Here is a 26239-nt window from a genome sequence, read left to right as displayed (position 1 = left end):
TGTCCTGATTGGGGCCTTTGCAAAAGGGGCAAATGACCTCGAAGCTGCCATCCCTGTGCATGTCATCCAGCGCTGTTGCCAAAAGAGGGGCCAGAGCGCTGTGTTTTTTATGCAGATAGAGATAGGCATTCCGCTGTTCCAGCGGTGTCACTGTCAGGCCTGAATATCCGCTTTGTTCCTGTTCGGAAGATATGCGGAAAAGCTCTTTCCAAACCAGAGCTACCTGAAACCGCCCGGCCTTGAGCATTCTCAGGATATTGCTTTCCAACTCTACCGGCGCAGGGTGGCCATAGTCCCCGGTCCGGCTGGAAAAGATCATCCAGTCCGCCGGGTAACCGACCGAATAGTTGCGCAGAGAATTCCAGTCAGAAATACGGACCGCGGGATCAAAGCTCAGGGCAACCACCTCCCCCCAGATCAGCGGAGACTCAACCCGGACCAGGTTTTTAAACTCCTCCTCAATTCCTTCAATCCTCGGATAGTGACCATCTGCAACCCCGCTGTCTGCCGCACGCCCAGATCGGCGAAAAGGCAGAGGCATCACCCCGGAAACCCGGCCTGTTCGTAAAGTCGCCTCACGGACCAGCGCATCCAACTGTGCCATAAGCTCCCGCATTTTGTCATCTTCGACTTCATAGGTACTGAATATAAGGGGTGATGAAGCTCCCGCCACCTCGGCTTGCCCGGTTTGCCCGGCAACAGGGAAAATGTCTTTCGCCTGAAGAGGTTGCAGAAACAGCCCCAAAGTAAGAACACAAAGAGCTGTCAGGTAAACAACTTTCCCCGGAGCAGCAGACAAAAGGGGCAAGGCAACAAGGGCAACCTGTTTTTCCCTGAAGTCCATAATCCCCCCTTTGTAAATACAGCAAGAATTTTGTCACAGCGCCCCACATACCGGGCTCTGCCATTTAAAGTCTTTCCCGCCATAATAGCATTATAACATGATAAAAGTCAGCACCTGATGGCAGCAAAAAAAACCTTCGCCACCCACACTCTTCAGCAAAAGCTGGTAGTGTCGGCGACGAAGGTTGTCTTTCATTCCTGTTCGGCAGGGTTGCTAAACAGGAAAAACTATTCTGTCAAATGGCCCGCAGACCCCAGAGTATCACCAGAGTATTCCTCTGGTGATACTCCCTAGATTAACCCAGCGTTGGCATGGTGAATTCAGGATCACTGCGCTGTCCAGTAGGCCAGCGGGTCGTCGTGGTCTTGATCCGGGTATAGAAGCGCACCCCTTCCATGCCGTGCATGTGGTGATCACCAAAGATCGAAGCTTTCCAGCCGCCAAAGCTGTTGAAGGCCATCGGAACCGGGATCGGCACGTTGATACCGACCATGCCGACTTCGATGTCCTGGCTGAAGTTCCGCGCAACATCACCATCACGGGTAAAGACCGCGGTGCCGTTGGCATAAGGATGTCCATGGATCAGATCAACGGCTTCCTGATAGGAGCCCTTGCGCACCACAGAAACCACCGGCCCAAAGATTTCGTCCTGATAACAGGTCATGTCTTCGGTTACGTTATCCAGCAGTGTCCCGCCGATGAAATAACCATTTTCATAGCCCTGACGGTCCTGTTTAAAAGTACGACCATCGACCACAACCTTGGCGCCCTGGGCTTCGCCGCTATCAATATAACCGCGGACCTTGTTCAGGTGCTGTTCAGTTACCAGAGGCCCCATTTCGGAGGTCCGGTCGGCCGCAGGACCAACTTTCAGCGCCTGAATTTGCGGGATCAGCTTTTCGATCAGCGCATCGGCAACCGCATCTGTCACGGGAACAGCAACGGAGATTGCCATGCAACGCTCACCCGCAGAACCAAAACCCGCGCCCATCAGGGCAGAAGCAGCCATGTCAAGGTCAGCGTCCGGCATGATGATCATGTGGTTTTTGGCACCACCGAGCGCCTGAACCCGTTTGCCGCTCGCAGTCCCTGTTTGATAAATATACTGCGCAATCGGGGTGGAGCCGACAAAGCTGATCGCCTTGACATCCGGGTGCGCCAGCAGCGCATCAACCGCAACCTTGTCACCCTGAACCACGTTAAATACACCCGCAGGCAGACCCGCTTCGGCCAGCCATTCAGCCATCAGCAGCGATACAGATGGATCGCGCTCGGAAGGCTTCAGAACAAAGGTGTTGCCTGTTGCCAGCGCTACAGGCCACATCCACATCGGCACCATCGCCGGGAAGTTGAACGGCGTAATTCCTGCACAAACACCCAGGCTCTGACGCACCATGTGGCTGTCAACATCGCTGCCGACGTTTTCACAGAACTCGCCCTTGAGGAAACTTGGCGCGCCAATGGCAAACTCGACCACTTCGAGACCACGGGTCACTTCGCCCAGCGCATCGTCATGGGTCTTGCCGTGTTCCGCAGAAATGGCCTCGGCCATCTGTTCACTGCGCTGCCACAGAATGTTCTTGAAACGATCAAGAATACGGGCGCGGCGCAGAGGCGGGGTTTTCGACCAGGCAGGCCAGGCCGCCTTGGCTGCAGCAACAGCGGCATCGACTTCCCCAACAGATGCCAATGCAACGGTCTTTTCCGATGTACCGGTTGCCGGATTGAATATCGGCTGGTTGCGGCCAGAAGTTCCGGCGACGAACTCACCGTTCATGTAATGCGCGATCTCGGTCATGCTGCTGTCCTTTAAAAATATCCCCAGACATATATATCTGCGGCAAGAATAGAGTGTTATGCGGAATAATCTATCGACAGTCTTTATGATTATATATAGACATTAAATATGATCTGTTATGCATAAACGGAGATCAAAAATTGAACTGGGATGATGCAAAGTACTTTCTGGCCATTGCCCGCTCGGGGCAGATGCTCGGGGCGGCAACACGGTTGAATGTCAGTCAGGCCAAACTCAGCCGGCGCATTACCTCGCTGGAAGAAGCCCTCGGCAGCAAGCTGTTTGAACGCAACACCCGTGGCTGTGAGCTGACCCGCGATGGGGCCGCCTTTCTCGAAGTGGCCCAGCGCATCGAAAGCGAGTTTCTTCAGGCACAGTCCCTCGTCAAACAAAGCGAAAGCACTCTTTCAGGCACCGTACGCATTGGCACCACAGACGGCTTTGGCGTGATTTTTCTCTCACCCCGTCTTCATCTGCTGCAAGAGCGCTTTCCCGACCTCAACATTCAACTGGTGCCCGCTCCGCGCAGTTTCTCCCTGTCGCAGCGCGAAGCCGATATCGCGGTGATGATCGGCCGTCCGGTCAAGGGACGTCTGCGCACCCGCAAGCTGACCGACTATTCCCTCGGCATTTATGCCGCCAGAAGTTACCTAAAAAAGGCTGGCATGCCAGAAAAGGTCTCTGATCTTTTACAACACCGCCTGGTTGGGTATGTGGAGGATCTGATCTTTACACCAGAACTGAACTATGCCGCCGACTTCCTGCCCGGCTGGAAATCCAGCATCGAGATTTCCAGCGCCCTCGGCCAGTTACAAGCCGTTTGTTCCGGTGCTGGTATTGGCGTGTTGCACGAATTCATGGCCCATCCTCACAGCGATGATCTGGTACGGCTTTTTCCCGAACAGTCGATCCTGCGCAGCTATTGGACCGTCTGGCACGAGAGCATGAAAAACACCAAGAAAGTCGCCGTGGTCGCCCAGTTCCTCGACGAACTGGTCCGCCAGGAAAACCATCTGTTTCTACCGGGATGAATGAAACGGCTTATGTCTACGCCCCCAAAGAAGGGTCAAAGCTTGGCGTCTCATACACACAAGCCCCCTCCATGGCGCTACTTGATGATCTTAAACATGCAAACGTTACGAAGATGCACCTTATTCAAGGTGGACAATTCATTTGGCTCTAAAATTTCAAACTCATAACCACCGCCACCCCCTAAGTAAAAAACCCTTCCTTTGTAATAAAATGGAATCAATGGAGTTCTTGAGTACGCCCTCAATTGCTGACTCGCTCTCTCATCATCTGCTGGCCTAACAAAAAGACTCCACGCAAACGTGAAACCATCCTCTTTATAGAGAGAAGGCCAAATATGTTGCCCAAATCGGTAAACAGTTTCGCGGTTACCATCATGATTAGCGTCGAATGAGGCTTTACCAAGCCGCAGCGTCCCTTCAGCCAATTTCTGCAAGATCTTGTCTTTTCGCTTTTCCCACTGAACAAATCTTTCTTCCTCAGTTAAGCGCCCCCGTAAATCCCATTGATCCTGAACATGAATCTTTATTTCCTCGAGATACTCTCCAGGGACCAGATCCACCCATTCCACCTCTCTAAAATCAGAAAAATCAAGGTGAAACGGAATATACATAGGCGTTTCTTCAAGCTCGGGATAATAATCGAGATTTTGTTTGTAATCCTGGCAGAGTTCAAACTGATTACCTTTGACAAGCTGAAACTCGGCAGCCATCGCATTTTGCAATCCCAGAAAACTTCCAATAAAAACACCGCACCATAACCGGAATCCATGTCTAGAATGACTAAGGATAAGACTACGTTTCAGAAGTTTAATGCCATGCAACACAAGCTATTCCTTTGCGTCTGGTAACGAATAGGTTTCAAACGAATTCAAGTTTTTTGTAGCCCCATTCTTGCCCCTGTATCAGGCACCATATTTCCCTCCTGAAATAGCTTACAGCGTACCCCACATACCTCAGGATCGAACCAGAGTGCACAACCCAAAGTTCAGGAGCAAGGTTTGTTTGGGCCTGATGTAATGAGCGTCAATATCGTTTATCCCTGTCTTGCTGAATAAGTCCATACGACAATCGCCATTTAAATAGAGCCCCAATCAACTGACAAACCAAGCCTAGGTTCCACTCGTTGCAAGCCACGTGGCCCCTCATAATCCCGGACAATAAATCCTGTCGCCTTTTGGGTAAAAGCAGGTCACACTCCTCCAGATTTTGTGATCGGTCCCTTTTGACTGGTTACTGGTCTTCCTTGTCCAAATTTCCGAGTGATCCTATGCGGCACATCCCTTTTTTCGCCTTTTTTCTTGGCCTTGTCCTCTCCGGGTTTGTGATGCCTGAGCCATCTCAGGCCCAGAACGGACAGTCCTGTGGAGAAATCGGCAATGCCTGCAAGATAGCTTTGGGCGAATACAATGTCGCCCTGCCCGATATAGCCTTGCAGGACAAAGACACCAGAATTCCTGCTGTGCTTTTCTTTCACGGTGCCGGACGCTCTGGCGAAGTCACCCTCAAAGACAAGGCGATGATCAGCACGCTGACCGGACGTGGCTATGCCGTGCTGGCCCCGACCGGGTTGATGTATCCGGAATCCCGTTTTGGCGCAGGCTGGTCATTTTTTCCCCATCGCAAGAAACTCCGTGACGAAATGGCTTTTTCCCGCGAGATTCTTGACGACGCAACCCAACGTTTTGGCATCGATCGCAAGCGTGTCCTGATGAGCGGCTTTTCCGTTGGCGGTTCTTTGACCTGGTATCTCGCCTGCCAGGATCCCGACATTGCCACAGCCTATGCCCCGGTTTCCGGTGCCTTCTGGCGACCCCACCCCGAAGCTTCAGACTGCAAGGGTCCGGTCAAGCTGATGCATACCCACGGCTGGACCGACCAGACCGTCCCACTGGAAGGTCGCCCCCTGCGCTCTGGCGTTTATCAGGGGGATGTATTCCAAGGTCTGCAGATCCTGCGCGAGGTCAATGCCTGTAACGGCCTGCGCGCTGACGAGTTTGAGATGAGCAAGACCGACATGCTGCCTGAAGAAAAGATGGGCACCATCTTCTGGCAACGCTGGTGGACCCGTTGCACCCCCGGCAGCGACCTGCGTTTTGTTCTCTTTCCCGGTGGCCATGACGTGCCCAAGGGCTGGGCCGACCTTGCTCTTGACTGGTTCGAAGAGGTTACAAGGCCCGATCCAGCCGTTAGTAACTGACAATGTCTATCTTCCTGGCAGAAATAATTGAAGTGGGTTTCTACAAAACAGAACACCTTTGAGTGCAAATTTAGTACATACTACCTCTCTTTTTGGTTGTTTTTGATTTGGTTTGCATTACTTTTCACGGTTCATATTAGGAGTGAATTCCATCGACATCAGGAACAGGAAATTACATGCTATCAAGGACAGCTTTGACTTTGGCTCTTTTTTTACTTGCAGGCTGCGTCACAAGCGGCAGCGAGCATTATCAAACTGTTGACTCTTTAAAATCACAGGGTCTGTCTGCTCTGTCAGGTGAGGAAATGGCTAATCTGCTTTCTGGTAACACGCTCACGGGAGAGTATGTTACAACTCCCTCTGCCAATTTTGAAAACCAACAAAACAAGTGGATGGAATTTTACAATACAGACGGCAGCACCGACTATCGTTATTGTAGCGCCAAGAAAAACTCAAACTGGAGCTGCGCTAAAAAAGTCATCGGCGCATGGAAAATTGAAGCCGATAAACTCTGCTTTTCCTATGACAATTCGGCTATTCACGACCGCTGTTTCCAAATTTATGCTCAGGGTAGCGAATACCTTCTGGCAGCAACGAACTTCAAAAGCGCCGGATATGTTCGCGCCCGTATAACAAAAATCTCCAAAGGCTATGTCGAAGACAGCCCTTTCTCAACGCATTAATCCCCCGCAAGTTTCATACTAACAATAAGTAGCTTTCAAAAACCAGCTGGCTCGATTACAAAAAAATTCGAGCCAGTTGCCTCTATCCTGGATGCAACAATCCGAAACATCCTAGCGGAACAGTTGATGGTACAATCGAAAACCAACCAGCTGTTTACAGCTCTACATTTTCCAAAACTCTTCCCGGCAAGAAAATTTAACGACTATATTTTTTATACACCACGTAGATTTATGTATTGAAAACAGAGAAAAAAGAAAAGTTTTACCGCCTGAAGCGTGTCTAATAGGCCTCGTCGTTGATGATCTTTTCACAAGAGAGCATCAATGGACAAAAGCGGGTTTGGTACCTCCCCTGCGACCTTAACAAACAAAGCCTGGAATTTGGGTTTGCGATGAGCCGTCGGCTCCGCGAAGGAGGATCACTTGTCTGAAATATCCCACTATCAACATATGGTTTCTACGGGAAAAATCACCCGCCGTGATTTTATGGAAAAGGCCGCCGCCCTTGGCCTCACAGCTACAGCCGCTTCAACTTTGCTGAGTTCTGGCGCAGCCGCCCAAAGCCCGAACAAAGGCGGGACGCTGAAACAGGGGATGCTGGGGGCATCTACCGTAGACGACCTTGCCCCAGGGAAGCAGGTCGATCGTATGATCGTCAACGTCAACTATCAGCTGCGGAACAATCTGGTCGAGATTGCATCCGACGGTCAGGCCGTGCCCGAGCTGGCTGAAAGCTGGGATGTCGAACCCGGCGCCCGGAAATGGGTGTTCAACCTGCGTCAGGGTGTAGAGTTTCACAACGGCAAAACCATGGACGCAGAAGACGTTGTCTTCTCGCTCAATCAACACCGCGGGGAAGCATCTGAATCCGGTGGCAAGGGTCTGGCTGATGGCATCGCCGATATCCGCGCCGATGGCAAAAACCAGGTGATTGTCGAGCTGACATCCGGGAATGCAGATCTGCCCTATCTGCTGGCCGACCGCCACTTCAAGGTCATCCAGCGCGACGAAAACCCCAGCAACGGTGTTGGAACTGGTGGATATATTCTTGAGTCCTGGGAGCCGGGCGTACGGGCGATTACCCGTAAAAATCCAAATTACTGGAAAGAAGGTCGCGCTCACGTCGATGCGATTGAAACTCTGGCAATCAATGATACCGCCGCCCGGTCATCTGCGCTTCAAACCGGTGCCATTCATCTGATGAACGCCCCCGACCCTAAAACTCTGGGGCTGATGAAGCGAAACAAGAACTTGCAAATCCTGCGCTCGGCTGGCGGACGTCACTTTACCTTTGCCATGCGCACGGATATGGCCCCCTTTGACAACAATCACGTTCGTCTGGCGCTCAAATATGCCATTGACCGCGAACAGCTGGTTAAAACCATTCTGCGCGGTTACGGGCGGGTCGGAAACGATCACCCCGTCCCGGAGACAGATCCCTATCACGCCAAGGATCTGCCGCAGCACAGTTATGACCCTGACAAGGCCAAATTCCACCTGAAACAGGCCGGGCTCGACAGCCTCAGCATTCCTTTCCACACCTCTGATGCCGCGTTTGTCGGTGCGGTAGATTCAGGTGTGCTCCTGCGTGAAAGCGCTGCAGCTGCCGGAATCAATGTTGATATCGTCCGCGAGCCTGCGGATGGTTTCTGGTCAGATGTCTGGATGAAAAAACCTTTCTGCCCGGTCTATTGGGACGGACGCCCCACCGGCGAGATGATGATGTCAACCGTCTTCCAGTCCGACGCTTCCTGGAACGATACCTTTTGGAAACGGGAAGACTTCGACAAGCTGCTGCTTTCAGTCAGAGCCGAGCTTGACACCAGTAAGCGTGCAGAAATCTATTACGAGCTGCAGCGGATGATCAGTGAAGAAGGCGGGGCCCTCACCCCGATGTTCGCGGACTTTGTCGATATTGCCACTGCAGATGTCATGGGTTTCGAGGCCTCACCGGAAAACGAAATGTCGGGCCACCGTTCAGGCGAAAGGGTCTGGCTGGCCAGTTAATTCCGATTTTGTTTCCTGCCACCCTGGCGATGTATCACCTGCTCTGTCATCGGGACCTGCCAGTTGCCGATGACACCCTCGAGACCGGAACAGCCCTGTTCCGGTCTTCTTTTTATGTCAGAACTGTCAGGTACTATGTCATCAAGGCTGGCTGCTCCCGACAGCCTGATCAGCGTCTGGCAGTGGCAGAGTCCGGGCCTGAGCAATCAAGGCAGTTGCCGCGGTCTTGGCAATTTTTGCGGAATGGTTTTTCCCTTGTGATACCTGCGCTGTAACGATGGCCCCCTCTAACAACAACGCAAGTTCCTGGGCCAGCGTCAGAGGCTCTGCAACAGGAAGTTCACGACAAAGGTCTTCAATAAAACGACAAAGCAAAGCTTTGAATTCCATGCAAACCTGCCGAATGGCCGTATCAGGGCCTGAAAATTCACCTATCGCATTGATATAAAGGCACCCATAAAAATTGTTTTGGGAAAACCAGTCCCCGGCAACATCAAATATCGCCAAAAGCCGTTCGTAAGGCTGTTCCGACCGCGCCTCAACCTGCCGCATGAAATTATTACGAAATATACCGTCGTATTTCTTGAGCGCAGCCAGGATCAACTCATCCTTCGACCTAAAATGGTGATAGAGGGTTTTTTTTGATACCCCGGCTTTATCCAGGATCGTATCGATCCCTGTCGCGTGATACCCGTTACAAAGAAACAGTGATATCGCTGTGTCTATCAAATGTTCCCGTCGGTCTAAACGCGCCATACTGACTCCCTACTATACAGAACGGTTGCCTTAATTCAGAGAGCCCCTGAAAGGCTTCCCCTCGGTAGTATACTGAACAGTCTTATTCCAATCAAATTTCATTCAAGATTTTTTGATGAGCTTTTTGGCTTTCTGCGTTGACGATGAAACAGATCTGTACACCTACTTTGCACGAATACAGATCTGTTTCCCACTATTGATCTTCAAAGCAAGACAACAACCAAAGAGAGTCTCAGCAAGGAATTATCCATGAAACAAAAATCCCCTACCCTTTTCTTTTCACGGCGCTTCTCGGGCAACGGTATCGCTGGCGGGGCTTTGGGCCTTACCCTTCTGGCAAGCACCAGTCTTCCTGCCCTCGCCCAATCCAACGAAGACCTGTTACATCAACTGGAAACCTTGCAAAAGGAAATGGAAGTTCTAAAAGCACAGGTACAGGAAAACAAAGTCGCACAGCAACAGACAGTAGAAACAATCCAAACTGTTGAAAAAGCAGTCGCCGCTGCGCCGGACAAGGGAATTGGCAGTGGTCATACCGGTGTTGAGCTTGCTATTTCCGGTCAGGTCAACCGCGGCATCCTGGCCTTTGATGACGGAGAAAAGACCGATGTCCTTCACGTTGATAACGACAACTCCTCCACCCGCCTACGCTTTACCGGCAAAGGAAATATCGACGAAGAATGGTCCGTCGGCACCCAGATTGAAGTACAATTTGAATCAAACTCGACGGCATCGGTGAACCAGGAAAACCAGCGGAATGTCGGGGTTGACAGTTTTACGCAACGCAAACTGGAATTCTATGTTGACCATAAGGATTTTGGTCGTGTCTGGCTCGGCCAGGGCGATACAGCGTCCAACGGCACTGCCGAACAGGATCTTTCCGGTACTGACGTCGTCGGCTATTCCGGAGTTTCAGATCTTGGCGGCGGCTTGCTGTTCAGAAATGAAAACGATGGTACGCTCAGTTCGATTTCCATTGGTGATGCCTTTAGCAACCTGGATGGCCTGAGCAGGGACGATCGCATCCGCTATGACACCCCGACCTTTCACGGCTTCAAAGCAGCAGCATCTCTCGCGGCGGATGACAGACAGGATATCGCCGTATTCTATAACGACACCTACGACAGCATAAAAGTCAGTGGCGCCGCTGCTGCAGCGAACATATCTGGGGAATTATCGCGTTACGATGGTTCGCTTTCCCTCCTGCATTTACCAAGCGGGATTTCCGGCACCTTCGCCGCGGGTCTGGATGACTTTGACGAAAGCAGCCGGGATGAACGCACTTTTGCCTATGGAAAACTGGGGTATCAGGTTCATCTTTTTGAAATCGGGAAAACAGCTCTTTCAGTTGATTATTATCGCGGAGACAGCCAGGCCAGCAATGATGATGAAAGCAATTCCGCCGGGTTTCAATTTGTCCAGAATATCGACAAGGTCGGCACAGAACTTTATATCGGCACCCGCTGGCATGAATATGAAGACGATAGTGCGACTGACTACGATGACGTCCTGGCCGTTCTGGCCGGTGGCCGGGTGAAATTCTAGGGCGCCCCCGCTCTGGCCTTAATTCTTCCAAAAAGGAAACATATCATGTTACTTCGCATTTTCTTCTTGCTTGCTGTCACAGGCAGCCTTGCCGCCTGTGCCCAGAGCCTTAAACCGATTGATCCCAATCTCATCTCTCAACCCGGTGAACTCAAAGCAGGGCGTGGGTTGCTTAGTGGAGATGATGGAGAATTCAAACTTCAGCTCTGAGAAAGCCCCCCCAGAAACTCTGCTGGACTTTGGGCGCCCCATCCCCGAACCCGAAGACCGCAGTGCACCTTGCCGGACCTGTTGTGTCCGGCATTTTTTTCGAGGGGACGGTTATACGTTTCGCTCAGAATTCATTCCCCAAGTCTCCTTTCTGCCTGCTCACGATTAGTTGATTTAGAGACATCGAAAGCAATCTTGAAAAAGAAACAGATCTGTATACATAGTACTCACAGGAAACAGATCTGTATCCTTTGTTTATCTTTATTACACAGACACCAAATCAAGGAGCTTCTCATGCCTCGCATTAACCCCATAGATCACGCCACTGCATCCGGTGATGCCAAGAAACTTCTCGACGCTGTAAAAGGCTCAATCGGGATGGTTCCCAATATATTTGCCACCATGGTCCAGTCGTCAAAAGTACTCGAAGGCTTCCTTGCCTTTAACACAGCCTTGAGCCAGGGGCTGCTCTCCGCCACACTCCGCGAACAGATTGCCCTGACTGTTGCCGGTGAAAATACCTGTGATTACTGCGCTTCCGCACACAGTGCAATTGGCAAGGGTGCTGGATTGAACCAGGCAGAGCTGACCCTCAACCTTCGGGGACAATCAGCAGACGAAAAAGTTCAGACGGCCCTGACCGTCGTGCGCAAAATCGTCACTTATCGCGGACAGATCGAAGACGGCGATCTGGAGAAGCTGCGCCGGGCCGGTTACAGCGAAGGGGAAATTGTCGAGATCGTCGCCAATGTGGGCATTAATATTTTCACCAACTATTTCAATCACATTGCCAAAACAGATATCGACTTTCCGTTGGTTGCCTCAAGCAGCCAGACCCAAGCAGCCTAGAAACCTTCCCCTTTAGGCATTAGCTACCCGGTTTCCCTTTATCCCCCTAGGGAGGCCGGCCAGAAGCGGCGGTATTTCACACCGCCGCTTCTTTTCAACAGACGCTGCAAAATACAGATAAAAGATTGCAGGAAGGACTTCGAAACATGCATCCCCCCTTCAGATCCGCACAGGCAATAGGCTTATTTCTCATTCTTATCACCACAGCTGCTGCCTATGCCCAGACAAGTATCAAGGTTTTTGCGCCAACGGCCGTCTCCACAGAGGGAAAAATCAGAGTCCCTGAAGACTTTCGTAGCGAGTATGTCATGCTTGGAGCCTGGTCCGTTACCGGAGACGTAGATACCGAAGGAGAAATTGGTCAGCATATCGTCTATGCTCCCCGATCCGCAGTGGAGGGCTACAGGAAAACAGGCGCGTTTCCTGACGGAACCATTCTCGTAAAAGAGCTTTTCAACAGTCAGACCGAGGAACTCACAACCGGTGCAGCAACAAGCCCTACCACTGTCGCCGGTTATTTTATTATGGTTCGCGATGAACAGGACCGTTTCCCGGAAAACCCTCTCTGGGGTGACGGCTGGGGCTGGTCATTTTTTACAGCCGACAACAAAACGGAAACCATTACAGAAAACTATCAAGACAGTTGTCTTGGTTGCCATGAGCCTGCCCGGGCAAGCAACCTGATCTATGATTACGCCTACCCCGTTTTAAGAGAATAGAATATTGGCAAAGGTGCCTTTTGCAGGCGTTACCCCCAGACCGCAAACAGGGTCCGAATTGGACCCTGTCTGCTACCAAAAAGCCGTAGAAACAACCGGTAGGCTTTAGCCGATACCGTCAGCCTGTTCTTCGCGGATGCCGCGCTGAACCCGGTTTACTTCGCTGGAGATTTCGAACAAAAGCTGCACCATGCGCTCATGCATGGACTGGAGACGTTCGATTTTGCTCTGCAGGTCAGCCGTTTCCACCACCTCGACAGTCGGTGGCAGATCTGTGCCATCGCTATTTCCTTCGAGCAACCACATCATGCTGACACCCAGAACCCCGGCCATGCTCACCAGCTTGTTTGCACGGGGTTCGGAACGATCGCTTTCCCAGTTGTTCACTGTGGATACCTTGACCCCGACCCGACGGGCTAATTGAGAGGCTGTTAATCCTCTGCTTTTGCGGGCTGTCGCAATACGTTCACCAATTGTCACATACGTCATTCATAAAACCTCAATTTTAAAATTCCTGAGACAATGTTCAGAGAGAATTCCCCCCAAGATCCCAGATATCAATTCTTTATAAAATCAATACACTGTATTTTTGTGTATCCCTTTAGCTAGTACCAAAGGGATACACAAGCCACTCCCAAAGATCAAGCTATATATCCCAAAAAAGACCTGTGCCCAGGAAGAACATCTGCACAATCCAGAAGGAGCAGGTCCTTGCCATAGCCAGCTCATATTTCGTATTTTGGGTTTCAATCTTTACAATCTCGCCCGTCTTGACTATTGATTTTAACGGATTTTTTTCAAACAGATGAACTTCTTATAGGGGGCTCTTGTGGCTTACAAAGAATACAAAATCATTCACGTCGTTGAAGGTGGCTTGGGGACAATTTTTCTGGGCGCATCCGGAATTCCAATCAAGAAAATGGAAACCATGCTCAACGCCGAAGCTGCCGAAGGCTGGAATGTGGTCTTTCAGATCGTCGAGCAGAAACGCTTTATGCTGTTCTGGAAACGCGAAGCTGTAATTGTAACACTGGGTCGCTAGGAACAGCCTCGCACCGGACAGGAACAAGCCGGGTTATCTCGTACGGCGTGAACTGAATTGCGGGCGTGTATCTGATCACTCAAGGTATCGCCCGCAATATCTTCTGGTATCGTAACCGATAAAACCGATACCATCTGTAAACAGCCCGAAATCAAGGAACGCAAGATGTTATCAAAGGAAGAAGTTCTGGCGCGGGAAGAAAAGTTGCGCAAGCAGGTCCGGGATTTACCTGATGACCAGCGACTTTCTTTCTTCAGGGAAACAGAAAAGCGGTTAAAAGATCCCGATACCTATGCCACTTTGAATTATATTTTCATTGCCGGACTGCATCATTTCTATCTCGGAAAATGGGGACGGGGCATTGCCAACATCACCATTTTCCTGATCGCAGTTATTTTTCTATTTACTGGCAACATTGCGCTCGGAGTTCTGGTTTTTCTGGTGATCACGGCTTTTGAGCTTTTTGAGCTTTTCCGATCCCAGTTGATTGTCCAGCACTACAACAATGATGTGATGGAAGATCTGTACCGGGAGATCGCCCAAAAACCGCCTGCGGCCACCCCACATCAGAACAAAGAAGATCTGGTCGTTACAGAATAACCCAGCCCCAAGAGTAGCGCCCTGGTGTGATTTCCAGCATAAACGAGGACAGTCAACCCATGAACCTGACACTTTTCTCTTCCCTCGACTGGCTGGCCTTTGCTGTCTTTGTCGCCTCCTGGCTGACCTATACCCTTTTTGCCGATCACAGCCGCTGGTCTGACAAAAGTCTGACCAACCGCATCAATATCTATCGCGAACGCTGGATGATGGAAATGGTCACCCGTGATCTGCGGATGATAGACACCACCATCCTTGGTAACCTGATGACAGGGATCGCCTTTTTTGCCTCTACTGCTATGCTGATTCTCGGGGGAATTATTGCTCTGCTTGGCAATCCAACACTGGTTACCCAGTCGATCAAACATCTGCCCTATGCCGTGGACAGCAGCCCGGTGGTTTGGGAATTCAAGGTGTTGCTGTTGGCCCTGATCTTTGTCTATGCCTTTTTCAAGTTTGCCTGGGCTTTTCGCCTGACCAACTATTGCAACATTATGGTCGGCAGTGCGCCGGTCAAGGAAGCTGATCCAGTCAAGCTGGAACAGCATGCCAAACGCGCAACAAAGCTGAGCTGTCGGGCCGGGCATCATTTTAACCGAGGCCTGCGCGCCTTTTTCTTTGGCTCGGCAGCACTGGCCTGGATGTTTCACCCGCTCGCCCTGCTGTTGGCTTCGCTGGTTGTGGTCATTGTGCTCTACCGCCGCGAGTTCAGCTCCACCGCACTTCTGGTTTTGCAGGACTGAGCCGACGGGCAGTCCGTCGGAATAAATTCCCCCGCAACAGCAAAATCAGGTAACATTCACCTGCTATATTGATGTTGCGGGGAAACTCAATGAAGAAAAAGGCGGTTCGACCTGTAACGAAAGCAGGGAAGAAGGCTCAAAAACCAGCGCCCACATCCTCAAAGGCGCATCATAACTGGCTGTCCCGTTTTGAGCTGAACTGCGCCATTCCCCACCTTGACTTCCCCGTTATCAGCACCACGACAAATCTTGCTGTTATCTCCAGCCTGACCCAACTGGAAAATACCCAGTGGTGGACGCCAGAGAAAATCAGGGAGATGCAGTTCAGGCAGCTCTACCAGCTTGTCCGGCACAGTCAGAAAACTGTGCCCTATTACAGCAGCTACCCCCGACCAGACAACCCTGAACATCTTGCCGAAATCTGGCAGAACTACCCCGTACTTGCCCGGGAGGATATCAATACCAACCAGACAGCATTGACTTCAGCCAAGCCCCCGAAATCTCATGGTGCAGTGACAACCAAGTACACCTCGGGCTCCACCGGACAGCCTATTGGCGTCAAAAACACGGCCCTGAGCGGGGTATTCTGGCGGGCCTTTACACTCCGGGATCATATATGGCACCAGCGCAACCCGAACTGGAAACTGGGCCATATCCGTGTCGCCAAGGAAGGCCAGGCTCTCTACCCCGGTGTTACCGGACAGGGCTGGTCTTCCGAACGCGGCGTCAATGCCCTGATCCGTACCGGCCCAACTGCGGGATTAAACATCAACAGCCCGCTTGAGCAGCAAGGCAAATGGCTGCTGCATCATGAACCTGATTTCCTGATTACCTTTCCCAGTATTATCCATCGGCTGGCTCAATATTTTCTCGATCAGGGACTGCGTCCGAAAAATCTTAAACAGATCGAGACCATATCTGAAATCATGCCGGAAGAAACCCGGGCCCTCTGCCGGAAAGCCTTTGGTATCGAACCTGCCGATCTCTATTCCACTCGGGAACTGGGATACCTTGCCCTGCAATGCCCGGACCACGCCCATTATCATGTCCAGAGCGAAGGTGTTTTCCTGGAGGTGATCAAGGAGGATGGAAGCCCTTGCCTGCCGGGCCAACCCGGCAGGGTACTGGTCACCCCCCTGCATAATTTTGCCATGCCGCTGATCCGCTATGCGGTCGGGGATTATGCCGTGCCGGGACCTCCCTGCTCTTGCGGGCGTGGCCTTCCTGTCATCGAACGTATCCTCGGGCGCGAAAGAAACCGCCTGCGCCATCCGGATGGAGGCTATCGCTGGATCGGTGTCTCTGCCTCCGATTATGGTATACTGCTAGCCATAGCCCCGATCCAGGAATATCAGATTATCCAGAAATCCCTGACCGAACTGGAGTTTTGGATTGCCCTTCCTGAAGATCCCGGTGAGGACCAGGTACGACAATTACAAGACTGGGCCAGATCAGCCCTGCACTTTCCGGCAGAGATCACCATTATCGCCCGGCGCAGTCTTGAGCGCAGCGCCAACGGCAAGCTCGAACTGTTCAAAAGCCTGATCGAATAGGCCCGGCGGGATACGGCTTCCGGTATGGTTTACTGGCTCGGATAATTGACTAGCTCGGATAATTTACTGGTTGTCGAGATACTTGCGCAGCACCTTGTAGGAACCAAGAATGTGTTTCCGGGTACGTTTCCCAGCCAACTCCCCGTCCCCTTCGACACAGGCGGCAAGAATTTCAAGATGCTCCTTACGGGCTTTCTCCATCCCGTTGGTCAGGACCAACTGGGCCCGGATATAGGAATCAACCCGGTCAATCGCTTCACCAATCAATTTTAGATGGAACGGACGTTTGGCATCTTTGTAAAGTGCCCCATGAAACAGACGGTTCCATTCACCCCACTTTGACGAATCAGTTTCAGAGCTGAAAAGCTCACAGTATTTTCTGGCTTCCTCAAGTGTTTCCGGTGTCATCATCGCCACAGATTTTTCAATCACCATTGGCTCAAGTGTTGCCCGGACCTCGTAGATTTCCTCGACGTCAGCGGGTGAAAGCAGCGACACAACATAGCCCTTATACCGGAGGCTCTGCACCAGTCCCTGGGCCTCGAGACGGTTCAAGGCTTCCCGCACAGGAATACGGGACACATTAAACAGCTTGGCAACGTGCTCCTGCCGCAGCGACTCCCCCGCCTTTATCTGCCCGCTGATGATCCCGTCACGCAGGGCATCATAGATAATATCAGATGATGACGCTGTTTTTGCCAGATCAATGCCCAGTCCTGTCAAACCTTCCAACACTTCAAATTCTCTCTTTAATTTCAAAGATATCTCCACTGATTTCCCTGCATTCCCTGCGAAGATACGGCTGAGTATACAATTTTTTTTTAGAAAATCTGCAGAAATTATATTGAATATTGTATACAATCTACGTTATACACAATTTCACACCGATTGGAAAGCAGGCAGCCCAAGTGCAACAGTCGGTGCCAGGAAGAAAAACAGAACAAGCCGGGCACAAGCCCGCATAAACAATAATTGCGCCTTGTCAGGAAAAAGAGATCTGGCCCCAAGCTTAGGGCAGGAACAGTAGAATTCCTGGCGGGCTTAACAAAGAACAGTGGAGGAAGAAATGTTAAAGAATTTCATGAAAGCCCTGACCCTTGGTGGTTGTATAGCGACCATTGCAACAGCCCCGGCTGCTTTTGCCGACAAGCTTGACGATGTGATCAACGCTGGTGAACTGCGTTGTGGTGTCGTGCTTGACTTCCCGCCCATCGGTTATCGTGACGCCAATAACGAGCCAGCGGGCTTTGACGTTGAGTATTGTAAGGATCTGGCCAAGGCTCTGGACGTTGATGCAACAATCCTGCCCGTCACCTGGGCCGAGCGTCTGCCCGTCATTGCAACCAACCGCGCCGATGTGGTGTTTGGGGGCACGTCTGATTCACTGGAACGTGCCAAGACTGTTGGCTTTTCCATTCCCTACGCGATCTATTATGCCCAGGCTGTGGTTGGCAAGGACAGCGGCGTCAAAAGCTTTGAAGACCTCAAGGGCAAGCGTGTTGCCGCTGCGGTTGGAACAGTTCCCGAGCAGGAATATTTGAAGTACGCCAAGGAATGGGGCGTTGAAGATCTTTATCAGGGATATCAAAGCGAAAACGAGGTCTTCCTTGCTGTTGCCCAGGGCAAAGCCGATGTCGGCATTACGACAAACACAGCTGTAAAGCCGATTGTTGAACAGTATGACACCATTGATGCGGGTCCCCGCATGCCCTGGACCACTGATTTTACCTCGGTTGTCGGCCCGCGTCTGGATGTGACCTGGCTGAACTATCTCAACCTGTTCGTCACCCACCAGGTACGCTCTGGTCGCTATCAGGAACTCTGGAATACCTATGTTGGTGGTGAGGCGCCAGAACTGCGTATCCCGGGCGTTCTGTACTAACTTCTCGCCTGCTGTTCTTCCCGCTGTATTCCCTAACGCAGCGGGAAGCTCTGCCGGGGTTGTTACCAAACAACCCCGGTTGTGAGACACACCAAAGTTTAAAGCACTAACGTCCCGGTTACGATACCGGACAGGAGCCTTCCACCGTGGATTATAACTTTCATTGGCGCCCGGTATTCCGGCAACTGCCCGATCTGTTCGAGGCAGGCCTGCTGACACTGGAAGTCGCCATTCTGTCCATGATCCTGGGCATAGTTCTGGGGCTGGTTCTGGCCTTGTTACGGATAAACGGCCCAAGACCGTTACGCTGGATCGCCAACATCTGGGTTGAGCTTGCCCGCAACACCCCTGCCCTGTTCCAGCTGTTCTTCTTTGGCTTTGGCCTCGGTGCCTTTGGCCTGCACCTGACACCCTATCTGATTGTTTTACTGGGCCTGTCTTTTAACAACGCCGGATATCTGGCCGAGAACTTTCGTGGCGGCTTCCTCGCCGTACCTGATACCCAGTTTCGCGCAGCCCGCTCACTCGGCATGACTGCCAGCCAGACCTACATCCGGATCATCATTCCGCAGGTCCTGCGCATTGTCTATCACCCCATGACCAACCAGATGGTCTGGGCCGTGTTGATGAGCTCCCTCGGCATGTTGGTCGGCTTTCGGGAACTTTCCGGGGAAACCCAGTTCTTTGCCTCAAAGACCTACCGGATTTTCGAATACTTCGCGGTCACAGCGGTGATTTACTATGTCGTCGTCAAGATCATTCTTATTGGCTCGAAACTGGCCGCCCGCCGGCTGTTCAAATACTAGAAAGGAGATGAACCATGAGTGAACCCATTTCCTTTTTCAGTGGATTTCAGGCCAATGACCTGCTGTTTCTGGGTGAAGCCGCCGGACGGACCTTGCTGATTTCTACTCTGTCCATCACCATTGGAACCGTCTTTGGTATCTTCTTTGGCTGGGCGCTTCAGGCATCCAGATGGCTGGCCCAGACCACCATTGGCACCATCCTTGATATGTTCCGCTCGGTCCCGCTGATCATCCAGCTAATTTTGTTCTATAACTTCTTTCCCATCATTGGCTGGAATACCAGCCCCTTTGCGGCAGGGGCTGTGGTCCTGAGCATTTACACCGCTGCTCTGGTGGCGAACGTTGCCCGTGGCGGGATCGAGGCGGTGGGCATTCCCATGCGTCGGGCCGCAAGATCGCTGGGCATGAGCTATTGGCAGGATCTACGCTATGTGGTCTGGCCAATTGGTCTGCGCGCCGTGTTCCCTTCCTGGGTGGGGGTCGCGCTCAGCGTGATCAAGGACAGCGCCCTGGTCTCGGTTCTCGGTTATATGGAACTGCTACGGGCCTCCCAGATCCTGATCACGCGAACGCAGGAACCCTTTATCATTCTGGCTTGTGCCGGGGCATTCTACTTTGCCCTTTCCTATCCTCTCTCTAAATATTCCCAGAAGCTGGAAGAAAGTTGGACCTCATGATCGAGATCAAGCAACTCCACAAATACTTCGGCAAGCTCCATGTCCTCCAGGGTATCGACCTCAATGTAAACAAGGGCGAGGTATTGAGCATCATCGGCTCCTCCGGGTCCGGAAAATCCACCCTGCTCTATTGCATCAACGGACTGGAACCGATCCAGCAGGGGCAGATCACGGTCGATGGCATCCCGGTGCACGAACCGAAAACCGATATTAACAAGCTGCGCCAGAAACTGGGCATGGTGTTCCAGCAGTGGAATTCCTTCCCGCATCTGACCGCGCTGGAAAATGTGGCTCTGGCGCCAAAGATCGTGCGCAAGATGTCAAAAGATGCCGCAAAAACCATTGCTGAAAAGCAATTGCGGCATGTGGGACTTGGCGACAAGCTCGACGTTTATCCCTCGGCCCTGTCCGGTGGACAGCAACAGCGCCTTGCCATTGCCCGGGCGCTGGCAATGGAGCCAGAATACATGCTGTTCGATGAGGCCACCTCGGCCCTCGATCCAGAGCTGGTGGGCGAGGTCCTCGATACCATGCGCCTGCTGGCTGAAGAAGGCATGACCATGATTTGTGTCACCCATGAAATGAGCTTTGCCCGCGATGTATCTGATCGTGTAGCATATTTTCATCAGGGACATATGGAGGAAGTCGGACCTCCGGCACAGATTTTCGGGGACCCGCAAAGTCCCCATACCCGGAAATTCCTCGCCAGTGTGCGTTAGGAAATTCCCCAGAGTTTAAAAACCAAGAGATACCCGAATACCCTTTAATACCTACACCCCGAACAATAACTTTATGACTACAGGAACAAGACTATGTGGAAAGGCGTTATCCCCGCCGTTACAACGAAATTCGATGGCAACGACAACCTTGATCACGCGGAAATGACGCGTTGCTTTGACTATCAGATGGAATCAGGTTGCGACGGTCTGATCGTCTGTGGCTCACTGGGCGAAGGCTCCATGCTGTCCAAAGAAGAGAAAATCGCCGTCCTCAAGACCGCAAAGGCCTCTACCGGTAACAAGCCGACCCTGATGACCATCAATGAAGCCGCCACCCGCGATGCCTGTGCCATGGCCCAGGCTGCTGCGAAAGCCGGAGCCAATGGCCTGATGGTTGTGCCAAGCCCGATCTATCACACCGATCACCGTGAAACCGTTGCCACCCTGCGTTCAGTCGCTGAGGCTTCAGATCTGCCGATCATGATCTATTCCAACCGCGTGGCCTATCGTGTTGACGTCACGCCACAGGTTATGCTGGAGTTGGCTGACGACAAGCGCTTTGTCGCCGTCAAGGAAAGCTCTGATGATATCCGCCGCACCACCGAGATTATAAATCTGCTCGGAGATCGTTATGACGTCTTCACTGGTGTTGATAACTTGGGTTTCGAAGCCCTCAGCGTTGGTGCCATTGGCTGGGTTGCCGGGCTGGTTGTTGCCTTCCCGAAAGAAACCGTGGCGATCTATCGTCTGATGCAGGCTGGCCGCAACGCCGAAGCACTGGAAATCTATCGCTGGTTCCGTCCGCTGCTCGATCTCGATGTATCGACCTATCTGGTCCAGAACATCAAACTGGCTGAACAGATTGAGCTGAACTCAAATGACCGCGTCCGCGCGCCGCGCCTGCCTCTGGTTGGTGCCCGTCGTGAGCAGGTCGAGAAGGTCATCCGTGATGCCATCGCTTGTCGCCCTGCGTTGCCTGTGCTCTAGGCCGTAGAGGTTAACTGACGGAACAGCGGACTCATTTGCCTCGCTGTTCCGTCTTCTTTATTCTAAAGCTGTTCTCTTTTTTTGCGAGTACTGCCAATGCGATCCTCCAAAACCGTTCATGTCGTCAGTTGCCACGCCGAAGGTGAAGTCGGAGATGTGATCGTCGGTGGTGTCGCCCCGCCTCCCGGTGAGACCCTCTGGGAGCAATCCCGCTTTATTGCCCGCGACCAGACCTTACGAAATTTTATGCTCAATGAGCCGCGCGGCGGTGTTTTCCGCCACGTCAATCTTCTGGTGCCACCCAAGAACCCAAAGGCCCAGATGGGCTGGATCATTATGGAGCCCGAAGACACCCCGCCGATGTCCGGGTCAAATTCCATCTGTGTCACCACCGTCTTGCTTGAATCCGGTATCCTGCCGATGATCGAGCCGGAGACCCGCCTGACCCTCGAAGCACCGGGTGGACTGGTCGAAGTTACTGCCAGCTGTCGCAACGGCAAGGTGGAAAAGGTCACAGTCCAAAACGTGCCATCCTTTGCCGACAAGCTGGCCGTACCACTCGAAGTCGAAGGCTTTGGCACCCTCAGCGTCGATACCGCCTTTGGTGGCGACAGCTTTGTCATGGTCGATGCCAGATCTCTCGGTTTTGACATTGTCCCGGATGAAGCCCGCGATCTGGCCGAAGCCGGTATCCGCATCACCAACGCCGCCAACCAGCAGCTCGGCTTTTCCCATCCGACCAACCCGGACTGGAACCATATCTCCTTTTGCCAGATCCACGCGCCCATGGTTCTGGAAGACGGCATCAAGTCGGTAAAAAACACCGTGGTGATCCAGCCGGGAAAACTTGATCGCTCTCCCACCGGGACCTGCGTTTCCGCCCGCATGGCCGTGCTTCATGCCAAAGGAGAAATGACCGTCGGGGAACTCTATATCGCCCGCTCGATCATTGGCTCGCGCTTTGATGGGCAAATCCTTTCGACCACCACCTTGGGCGACAAGGCGGCGATTATCCCCAGCCTGTCCGGACAGGCCTGGATCACCGGAACCCATCAGCACATGCTCGACCCGACTGATCCTTGGCCCGAAGGCTATCGCCTGAGCGATACCTGGCCCTTGATCAAATGATCCTGTGCTAGTCTGAACGAACAAAACATTCCAGCGCTAGCATCCCGAAAGGCTCGGACCATGAACAGCTATTTCCCTTCGATCCTCAACGATGCCATTGGTCCGGTGATGCGCGGGGCTTCCAGCTCCCACGTTGCCGCCGCCTATCGTATCGGCCAGTTGGCACGCGATTATATGGAAGGCCAGTTCACCTCGGTCTTGATCGAATATGATCCCAACGGATCGCTGGAACCCACCCACGAAAGCCAGGGCTCAGACATGGGTCTTTTCACCGGGCTGATGGGCTGGGACATCACCGACGACCGCATGGTCGAAGCCGGAGATCATCTACAGCAACAAGGCATCGACGTCGAGATCCGCATCACCGACTATCAGGCCAACCATGCCAATACCTATCGCCTGACCCTGAGTAATCATAAAACCGGAGAAAGCTGCTGCCTGCTGGCCATTTCCATTGGTGGCGGCATTATCGAAGTGATTGCAGTAAATGGCACCCACCTCTCGATGTTTGGCGATTTTCATGAGACGCTGTTTCTCTGCCCAGCAAACGAGTTGGAAAACGCCCCGGATTTCAAGGCCCGGCTGGAGCAAAAGGACGGGGTTGATTTTGTCCTCGTTCACCCCTGCCAACAAAACTATCTGGTTCAGATCAAAGGTCAGCGGTTTGTCGCCAGCGACGAGTTGTCAGCGGCAGCGGGCGCTGGCTTGCCAATCCTCAGCCGCAAGGCGCTCGCGCCCGTGTTGCCCCTCTGTAGCCAGCGCCAGTTCAGCCTGCCCTTTCGCGACAGCGAGGAAATGATCGCCTTCAACAAGAACAAAGATCTGCCGCTGTGGAAACTGGCCCTGATATTTGAAAGCGCCCGCGGCAACATCAGCGAAGATGTGGTGTTCGAAAAAATGCGGACCATTGTCCAGATCCTCGACAAATCCATCACCCAGGGCATCGAAGGCACCAGCTATGACGACCGGATGTACCCGGCACAGGCCCCGGCTTTTAAAGAAAAAATTGGCAGTAATGCCTTTCTCGATCTCGGTCTTTACAACGATGTGGTGCTTGCCGTTACCGCACTGATGGATGTCAAAAGCTCCATGGGTGTGATCGTCGCCGCACCGACTGCGGGGTCCTGTGGTACTCTGCCCGGCACCTGCCTGGGCATCGCCTCTGCCCTGAACATGAGCGAAGAACAAAAGGTCCGGGCCATGCTCGCCGCCGGATTGATCGGTGTCTTCATTGCTGGCAAGGCAACCTTTTCAGCCGAACTTGGCGGCTGTCAGGCAGAAACCGGATCGGGCTCAGGCATGGCCGCGGCTGCACTGGTGACCCTGTTTGAAGGCACCTTCGAGCAAAGTCTCGCCGCCGCGTCCATGGCATTGCAGAATACCTTTGGCCTGATCTGCGATCCCGTTGCCAACCGGGTCGAAGCGCCCTGTCTGGGGAAAAATGTGATGATGGCTGGCAATGCGCTTTCCGCTGCCAATATGGCTCTGGCTGGCTTTGATCCGCTGATCCCGCTGGATGAAGTCATCGTCGCCATGCACAAGGTCGGGCAGTCGATCCATTCCGATCTGCGCTGTACTGGCAAAGGCGGCCTTGCCACCACCCCCACCGCCAAGGCTCTGGAAGCAAAGCTCGCCATCAAGGCTTGTGGCAACTGCTGTTGAGTCGAACTGAGTTCTACGCTGCTTTGTGGTTGAACCAGCTTTGACCTTGTAGCCAGAAGAGTAGCCAACTGGCGAGAACAAAGGGAAAGGTCAGAGCGGGTAAAGCGGCAAACTGGAACAGCCGCAGAAAGGCAAGCGACAAGACAATTGCCAGCAGGGCACTGAGAAAATCCCGCCAGTTTGTCCCGGCAAAGGCGATTGCACAGAGTACCGCGTTATAGCCAAACAGACCCAGAAAAATTCCCTCAGGTGGAAAGAGCCCAGATATATAATCCTGTGTTCCGAAATATCCGCCGACCACTGCCAGCAACGGCACCATAGCCGCCCCTGCCAAAGCATAAAATCCGACGAGGCGACTTTTTGCGATCAGGGCCAGAAAGATTACCGCCCCACTCAGCGGTTGCTCCAGAAACATCACCTGACCGAACCCGCGCAGAAAACCCAGCAAAGCGGTGACTTCCGGTCTGACAACCAGATCCATACTCTCCGGCACCCGCAGAGAGGCGTCCCCCCACTCCCCCAGCCAAAGCAGCAGCATGATCACCCAGGTCACCATGACAAAAGGAAAAGTCAGCGGCCGGAGTTTCCATTGCAACATCGCCTGCATCAACAAGGAGGAAGCCATGCCGCCCAACACAACCAGCAACCAGATCAGGAGGGAAGCTTCGTAAAAATATCCCAGCGCCAACCCGACCAACGCGCCGTTAAAGCCGTAAAGCCCCGCCTGACAGTCCTGCCGATCAAACGAGCCGATCCGCGCCGCAATTAATCCCGAGGCCGAACCGACTAGCGCAAAGACAAAAAGCAGGGGAGAGCTGATATAACAGGCCAGAAGAAACAAGACCCCGGTCAGCGGAGATGACTGCAACATGATCTGACCGAGCCCGCGCAGGAACCCCGCAGAGGCATCACAGAAAAGCCGCAGTCTGGATAAAAGAAATTCGGGCGAGATCTGCATCACGTTTCATCATCAGAAGGATCATAAAAAAAATCACACCGCTGACCATTTCACAGAAACAGCACTTCGGGAAGCCCCGTCTTTCTTCTGCTTTACTTTGAGAAGAGCAGAGTTTCCTCTCCAGAGAAAAGTCGGTTAGACTGCTGCTGGTGAGCTCTGTTGTAATATTCCCCTGCTGTTCCATTAAAGGCCCCTTTTCCCTGCCCAATTGGAGGAGAAACACCATGTCTCTGACATCACAGCCCCGCCCCGTATTCACCCCCGGCACCAATGTCGCCATGAAAATACCAAGCCATCTTTTTGACCAGATGGTCGCCTTTTATGAAGACACACTCGGTCTGCCCGCCAACCATGGCAAGTCCAGCGTGACCATCGATTTTGGCGCGATCAAGCTCTGGCTCGACAAGGTCCCGGGCATGAGCCAGCCGGAACTCTGGTTGCAGGTCACCGCTCCGGATACGCCCGCGGCAGCCCGCTATTTCGAGGAACAGGGCATTGTTCGCTGTGACGAAATTGAACAGTTGCCCGAAGAACTGGGATCTTTCTGGATCGCGGCCCCCGGCGGCGTGATCCGGTAATCCCCCCGAAAAATAGATGTGTTCAAAAGTAGAATTTTCTCGGCAATATACCTGAGGAGATTTTAGATGAAGAATTCACGATTTAGCGAAGCCCAGATCATGTCAATTTTAAAGCAGGCAGAAGGTGGTGCGCCGGTTTCTGAGCTTTGCCGTGAACACGGGATGAGCAGTGCGTCTTTTTACAAATGGCGGGCAAAATACGGCGGCATGGATGCCTCTCTGATTTCTGAGATGAAGGACCTGGCAGAACAAAACCGCCGCTTGA

29 protein-coding genes are annotated in these 26239 nt (G+C 52.6%); 21 read left to right on the top strand and 8 right to left on the bottom strand.

Annotated elements, in window-relative coordinates; translation table 11 throughout:
• Both B152_RS0110660 and B152_RS0110655 read right to left on the bottom strand, forming a co-directional pair.
• The coding region (locus tag B152_RS0110660) for a hypothetical protein (protein WP_020592409.1) at positions 1–844 on the bottom strand (844 nt) is incomplete at its 3' end.
• Positions 845–1139: 295 nt separating this feature from the next.
• Positions 1140–2642: a CoA-acylating methylmalonate-semialdehyde dehydrogenase gene (locus B152_RS0110655; RefSeq protein WP_020592408.1), complete on the bottom strand. Its 1503-nt coding sequence runs from the start codon at positions 2640–2642 to the stop codon at positions 1140–1142.
• 140 nt (positions 2643–2782) lie between these two features.
• Here B152_RS0110655 and B152_RS0110650 point away from each other — a divergent pair, with 140 nt between their 5' ends.
• Complete coding sequence (locus B152_RS0110650; RefSeq protein WP_020592407.1) at positions 2783–3673, top strand: LysR family transcriptional regulator; 891 nt, start codon at positions 2783–2785, stop codon at positions 3671–3673.
• Between the two features lie 77 nt (positions 3674–3750).
• On the opposite strand, the gene B152_RS0110645 is transcribed toward B152_RS0110650, so the two are convergent.
• Positions 3751–4383 (bottom strand): hypothetical protein, encoded by a 633-nt coding sequence (locus B152_RS0110645; protein WP_020592406.1) that lies wholly within the window; start codon positions 4381–4383, stop codon positions 3751–3753.
• A gap of 614 nt (positions 4384–4997) precedes the next feature.
• Between B152_RS0110645 and B152_RS23315 the strand changes: the two genes are divergently transcribed.
• The 3 genes from B152_RS23315 (at position 4998) to B152_RS0110630 (ending at position 8560) form a co-directional block, all read left to right on the top strand.
• Positions 4998–5870 (top strand): CE1 family esterase, encoded by an 873-nt coding sequence (locus B152_RS23315; RefSeq protein ID WP_157231038.1) that lies wholly within the window; start codon positions 4998–5000, stop codon positions 5868–5870.
• Between the two features lie 194 nt (positions 5871–6064).
• A complete protein-coding gene (locus tag B152_RS0110635; RefSeq protein WP_157231037.1) occupies positions 6065–6553 on the top strand; it encodes a hypothetical protein in 489 nt (162 codons plus the stop codon).
• 423 nt (positions 6554–6976) lie between these two features.
• Entirely contained in the window at positions 6977–8560 is a 1584-nt protein-coding gene (locus tag B152_RS0110630) for an ABC transporter substrate-binding protein (protein WP_218044372.1), read from the top strand.
• Between the two features lie 141 nt (positions 8561–8701).
• On the opposite strand, the gene B152_RS23310 is transcribed toward B152_RS0110630, so the two are convergent.
• Positions 8702–9316 carry a TetR/AcrR family transcriptional regulator gene (locus B152_RS23310; protein WP_020592402.1) on the bottom strand — a complete coding sequence of 205 codons (615 nt, stop codon included), beginning with the start codon at positions 9314–9316 and terminating at the stop codon, positions 8702–8704.
• A gap of 249 nt (positions 9317–9565) precedes the next feature.
• Here B152_RS23310 and B152_RS23305 point away from each other — a divergent pair, with 249 nt between their 5' ends.
• From B152_RS23305 to B152_RS0110605, 4 genes are all read left to right on the top strand, one after another.
• On the top strand, positions 9566–10861 hold the full coding sequence (locus tag B152_RS23305) for a porin (protein WP_020592401.1): 1296 nt from the start codon (positions 9566–9568) through the stop codon (positions 10859–10861).
• Positions 10862–10906: 45 nt separating this feature from the next.
• A complete protein-coding gene (locus B152_RS26010; protein ID WP_020592400.1) occupies positions 10907–11071 on the top strand; it encodes a hypothetical protein in 165 nt (54 codons plus the stop codon).
• Positions 11072–11365: 294 nt separating this feature from the next.
• Positions 11366–11920 carry a carboxymuconolactone decarboxylase family protein gene (locus tag B152_RS0110610; protein ID WP_020592399.1) on the top strand — a complete coding sequence of 185 codons (555 nt, stop codon included), beginning with the start codon at positions 11366–11368 and terminating at the stop codon, positions 11918–11920.
• A 146-nt stretch (positions 11921–12066) separates the two neighbouring features.
• A complete protein-coding gene (locus tag B152_RS0110605) occupies positions 12067–12639 on the top strand; it encodes a cytochrome P460 family protein (protein ID WP_020592398.1) in 573 nt (190 codons plus the stop codon).
• Positions 12640–12744: 105 nt separating this feature from the next.
• Here B152_RS0110605 and B152_RS0110600 read toward each other — a convergent pair whose 3' ends face one another.
• Positions 12745–13128 carry a helix-turn-helix domain-containing protein gene (locus B152_RS0110600; RefSeq protein WP_020592397.1) on the bottom strand — a complete coding sequence of 128 codons (384 nt, stop codon included), beginning with the start codon at positions 13126–13128 and terminating at the stop codon, positions 12745–12747.
• Positions 13129–13468: 340 nt separating this feature from the next.
• Here B152_RS0110600 and B152_RS0110595 point away from each other — a divergent pair, with 340 nt between their 5' ends.
• The 4 genes from B152_RS0110595 (at position 13469) to B152_RS0110580 (ending at position 16577) form a co-directional block, all read left to right on the top strand.
• Complete coding sequence (locus B152_RS0110595) at positions 13469–13681, top strand: DUF4177 domain-containing protein (RefSeq protein WP_020592396.1); 213 nt, start codon at positions 13469–13471, stop codon at positions 13679–13681.
• A 165-nt stretch (positions 13682–13846) separates the two neighbouring features.
• On the top strand, positions 13847–14281 hold the full coding sequence (locus B152_RS0110590; RefSeq protein WP_020592395.1) for a TM2 domain-containing protein: 435 nt from the start codon (positions 13847–13849) through the stop codon (positions 14279–14281).
• A gap of 59 nt (positions 14282–14340) precedes the next feature.
• Complete coding sequence (locus tag B152_RS0110585) at positions 14341–15024, top strand: DUF599 domain-containing protein (RefSeq protein WP_020592394.1); 684 nt, start codon at positions 14341–14343, stop codon at positions 15022–15024.
• An 89-nt stretch (positions 15025–15113) separates the two neighbouring features.
• Complete coding sequence (locus B152_RS0110580; protein ID WP_020592393.1) at positions 15114–16577, top strand: phenylacetate--CoA ligase family protein; 1464 nt, start codon at positions 15114–15116, stop codon at positions 16575–16577.
• Positions 16578–16640: 63 nt separating this feature from the next.
• Here the strand turns inward: B152_RS0110580 and B152_RS0110575 are convergent, their stop codons facing one another.
• Complete coding sequence (locus B152_RS0110575) at positions 16641–17336, bottom strand: GntR family transcriptional regulator (protein WP_211212187.1); 696 nt, start codon at positions 17334–17336, stop codon at positions 16641–16643.
• Between the two features lie 307 nt (positions 17337–17643).
• On the opposite strand from B152_RS0110575, the gene B152_RS0110570 reads away from it, so the two are divergent.
• The 7 genes from B152_RS0110570 to B152_RS0110540 all read left to right on the top strand — a co-directional run bounded on the left by B152_RS0110570 (position 17644) and on the right by B152_RS0110540 (position 24438).
• The gene (locus B152_RS0110570) at positions 17644–18459 is read left to right on the top strand and encodes a transporter substrate-binding domain-containing protein (RefSeq protein WP_033406089.1); all 816 of its coding nucleotides are present in this window, start codon (positions 17644–17646) and stop codon (positions 18457–18459) included.
• 146 nt (positions 18460–18605) lie between these two features.
• Positions 18606–19265 carry an amino acid ABC transporter permease gene (locus B152_RS0110565; protein WP_020592390.1) on the top strand — a complete coding sequence of 220 codons (660 nt, stop codon included), beginning with the start codon at positions 18606–18608 and terminating at the stop codon, positions 19263–19265.
• Positions 19266–19279: 14 nt separating this feature from the next.
• Positions 19280–19942, top strand: coding sequence for an amino acid ABC transporter permease (locus B152_RS0110560; RefSeq protein ID WP_020592389.1), 663 nt, complete (start codon positions 19280–19282; stop codon positions 19940–19942).
• Positions 19939–20661, top strand: a complete 723-nt coding sequence (locus B152_RS0110555; protein WP_020592388.1) for an amino acid ABC transporter ATP-binding protein — start codon at positions 19939–19941, stop codon at positions 20659–20661. The genes B152_RS0110560 and B152_RS0110555 overlap by 4 nt, the downstream gene beginning before the upstream one ends.
• A 93-nt stretch (positions 20662–20754) precedes the next feature.
• Positions 20755–21648 (top strand): dihydrodipicolinate synthase family protein, encoded by an 894-nt coding sequence (locus B152_RS0110550; RefSeq protein WP_020592387.1) that lies wholly within the window; start codon positions 20755–20757, stop codon positions 21646–21648.
• Positions 21649–21744: 96 nt separating this feature from the next.
• On the top strand, positions 21745–22776 hold the full coding sequence (locus tag B152_RS0110545) for a trans-3-hydroxy-L-proline dehydratase (RefSeq protein ID WP_020592386.1): 1032 nt from the start codon (positions 21745–21747) through the stop codon (positions 22774–22776).
• A gap of 60 nt (positions 22777–22836) precedes the next feature.
• Positions 22837–24438, top strand: coding sequence for an L-serine ammonia-lyase, iron-sulfur-dependent, subunit alpha (locus B152_RS0110540; protein WP_020592385.1), 1602 nt, complete (start codon positions 22837–22839; stop codon positions 24436–24438).
• Between the two features lie 13 nt (positions 24439–24451).
• On the opposite strand, the gene B152_RS0110535 is transcribed toward B152_RS0110540, so the two are convergent.
• The gene (locus B152_RS0110535; protein WP_020592384.1) at positions 24452–25396 is read right to left on the bottom strand and encodes an urea transporter; all 945 of its coding nucleotides are present in this window, start codon (positions 25394–25396) and stop codon (positions 24452–24454) included.
• Positions 25347–25580, bottom strand: a complete 234-nt coding sequence (locus tag B152_RS0110530) for a hypothetical protein (RefSeq protein WP_020592383.1) — start codon at positions 25578–25580, stop codon at positions 25347–25349. The genes B152_RS0110535 and B152_RS0110530 overlap by 50 nt, the downstream gene beginning before the upstream one ends.
• 40 nt (positions 25581–25620) lie before the next feature.
• On the opposite strand from B152_RS0110530, the gene B152_RS0110525 reads away from it, so the two are divergent.
• Positions 25621–25974, top strand: a complete 354-nt coding sequence (locus tag B152_RS0110525) for a VOC family protein (protein ID WP_020592382.1) — start codon at positions 25621–25623, stop codon at positions 25972–25974.
• Positions 25975–26040: 66 nt separating this feature from the next.
• Positions 26041–26239 (top strand): transposase (locus tag B152_RS0110520; protein WP_020592381.1); only part of this gene is annotated, 199 nt, incomplete at its 3' end.

It is taken from the genome of Kiloniella laminariae DSM 19542 (assembly GCF_000374005.1).
In the GTDB taxonomy this organism is placed as follows: Bacteria; Pseudomonadota; Alphaproteobacteria; order Kiloniellales; family Kiloniellaceae; genus Kiloniella; species Kiloniella laminariae.
Note: the sequence above shows the minus strand (reverse complement) of the source record. Positions and strands in the feature narration are given on the sequence as shown.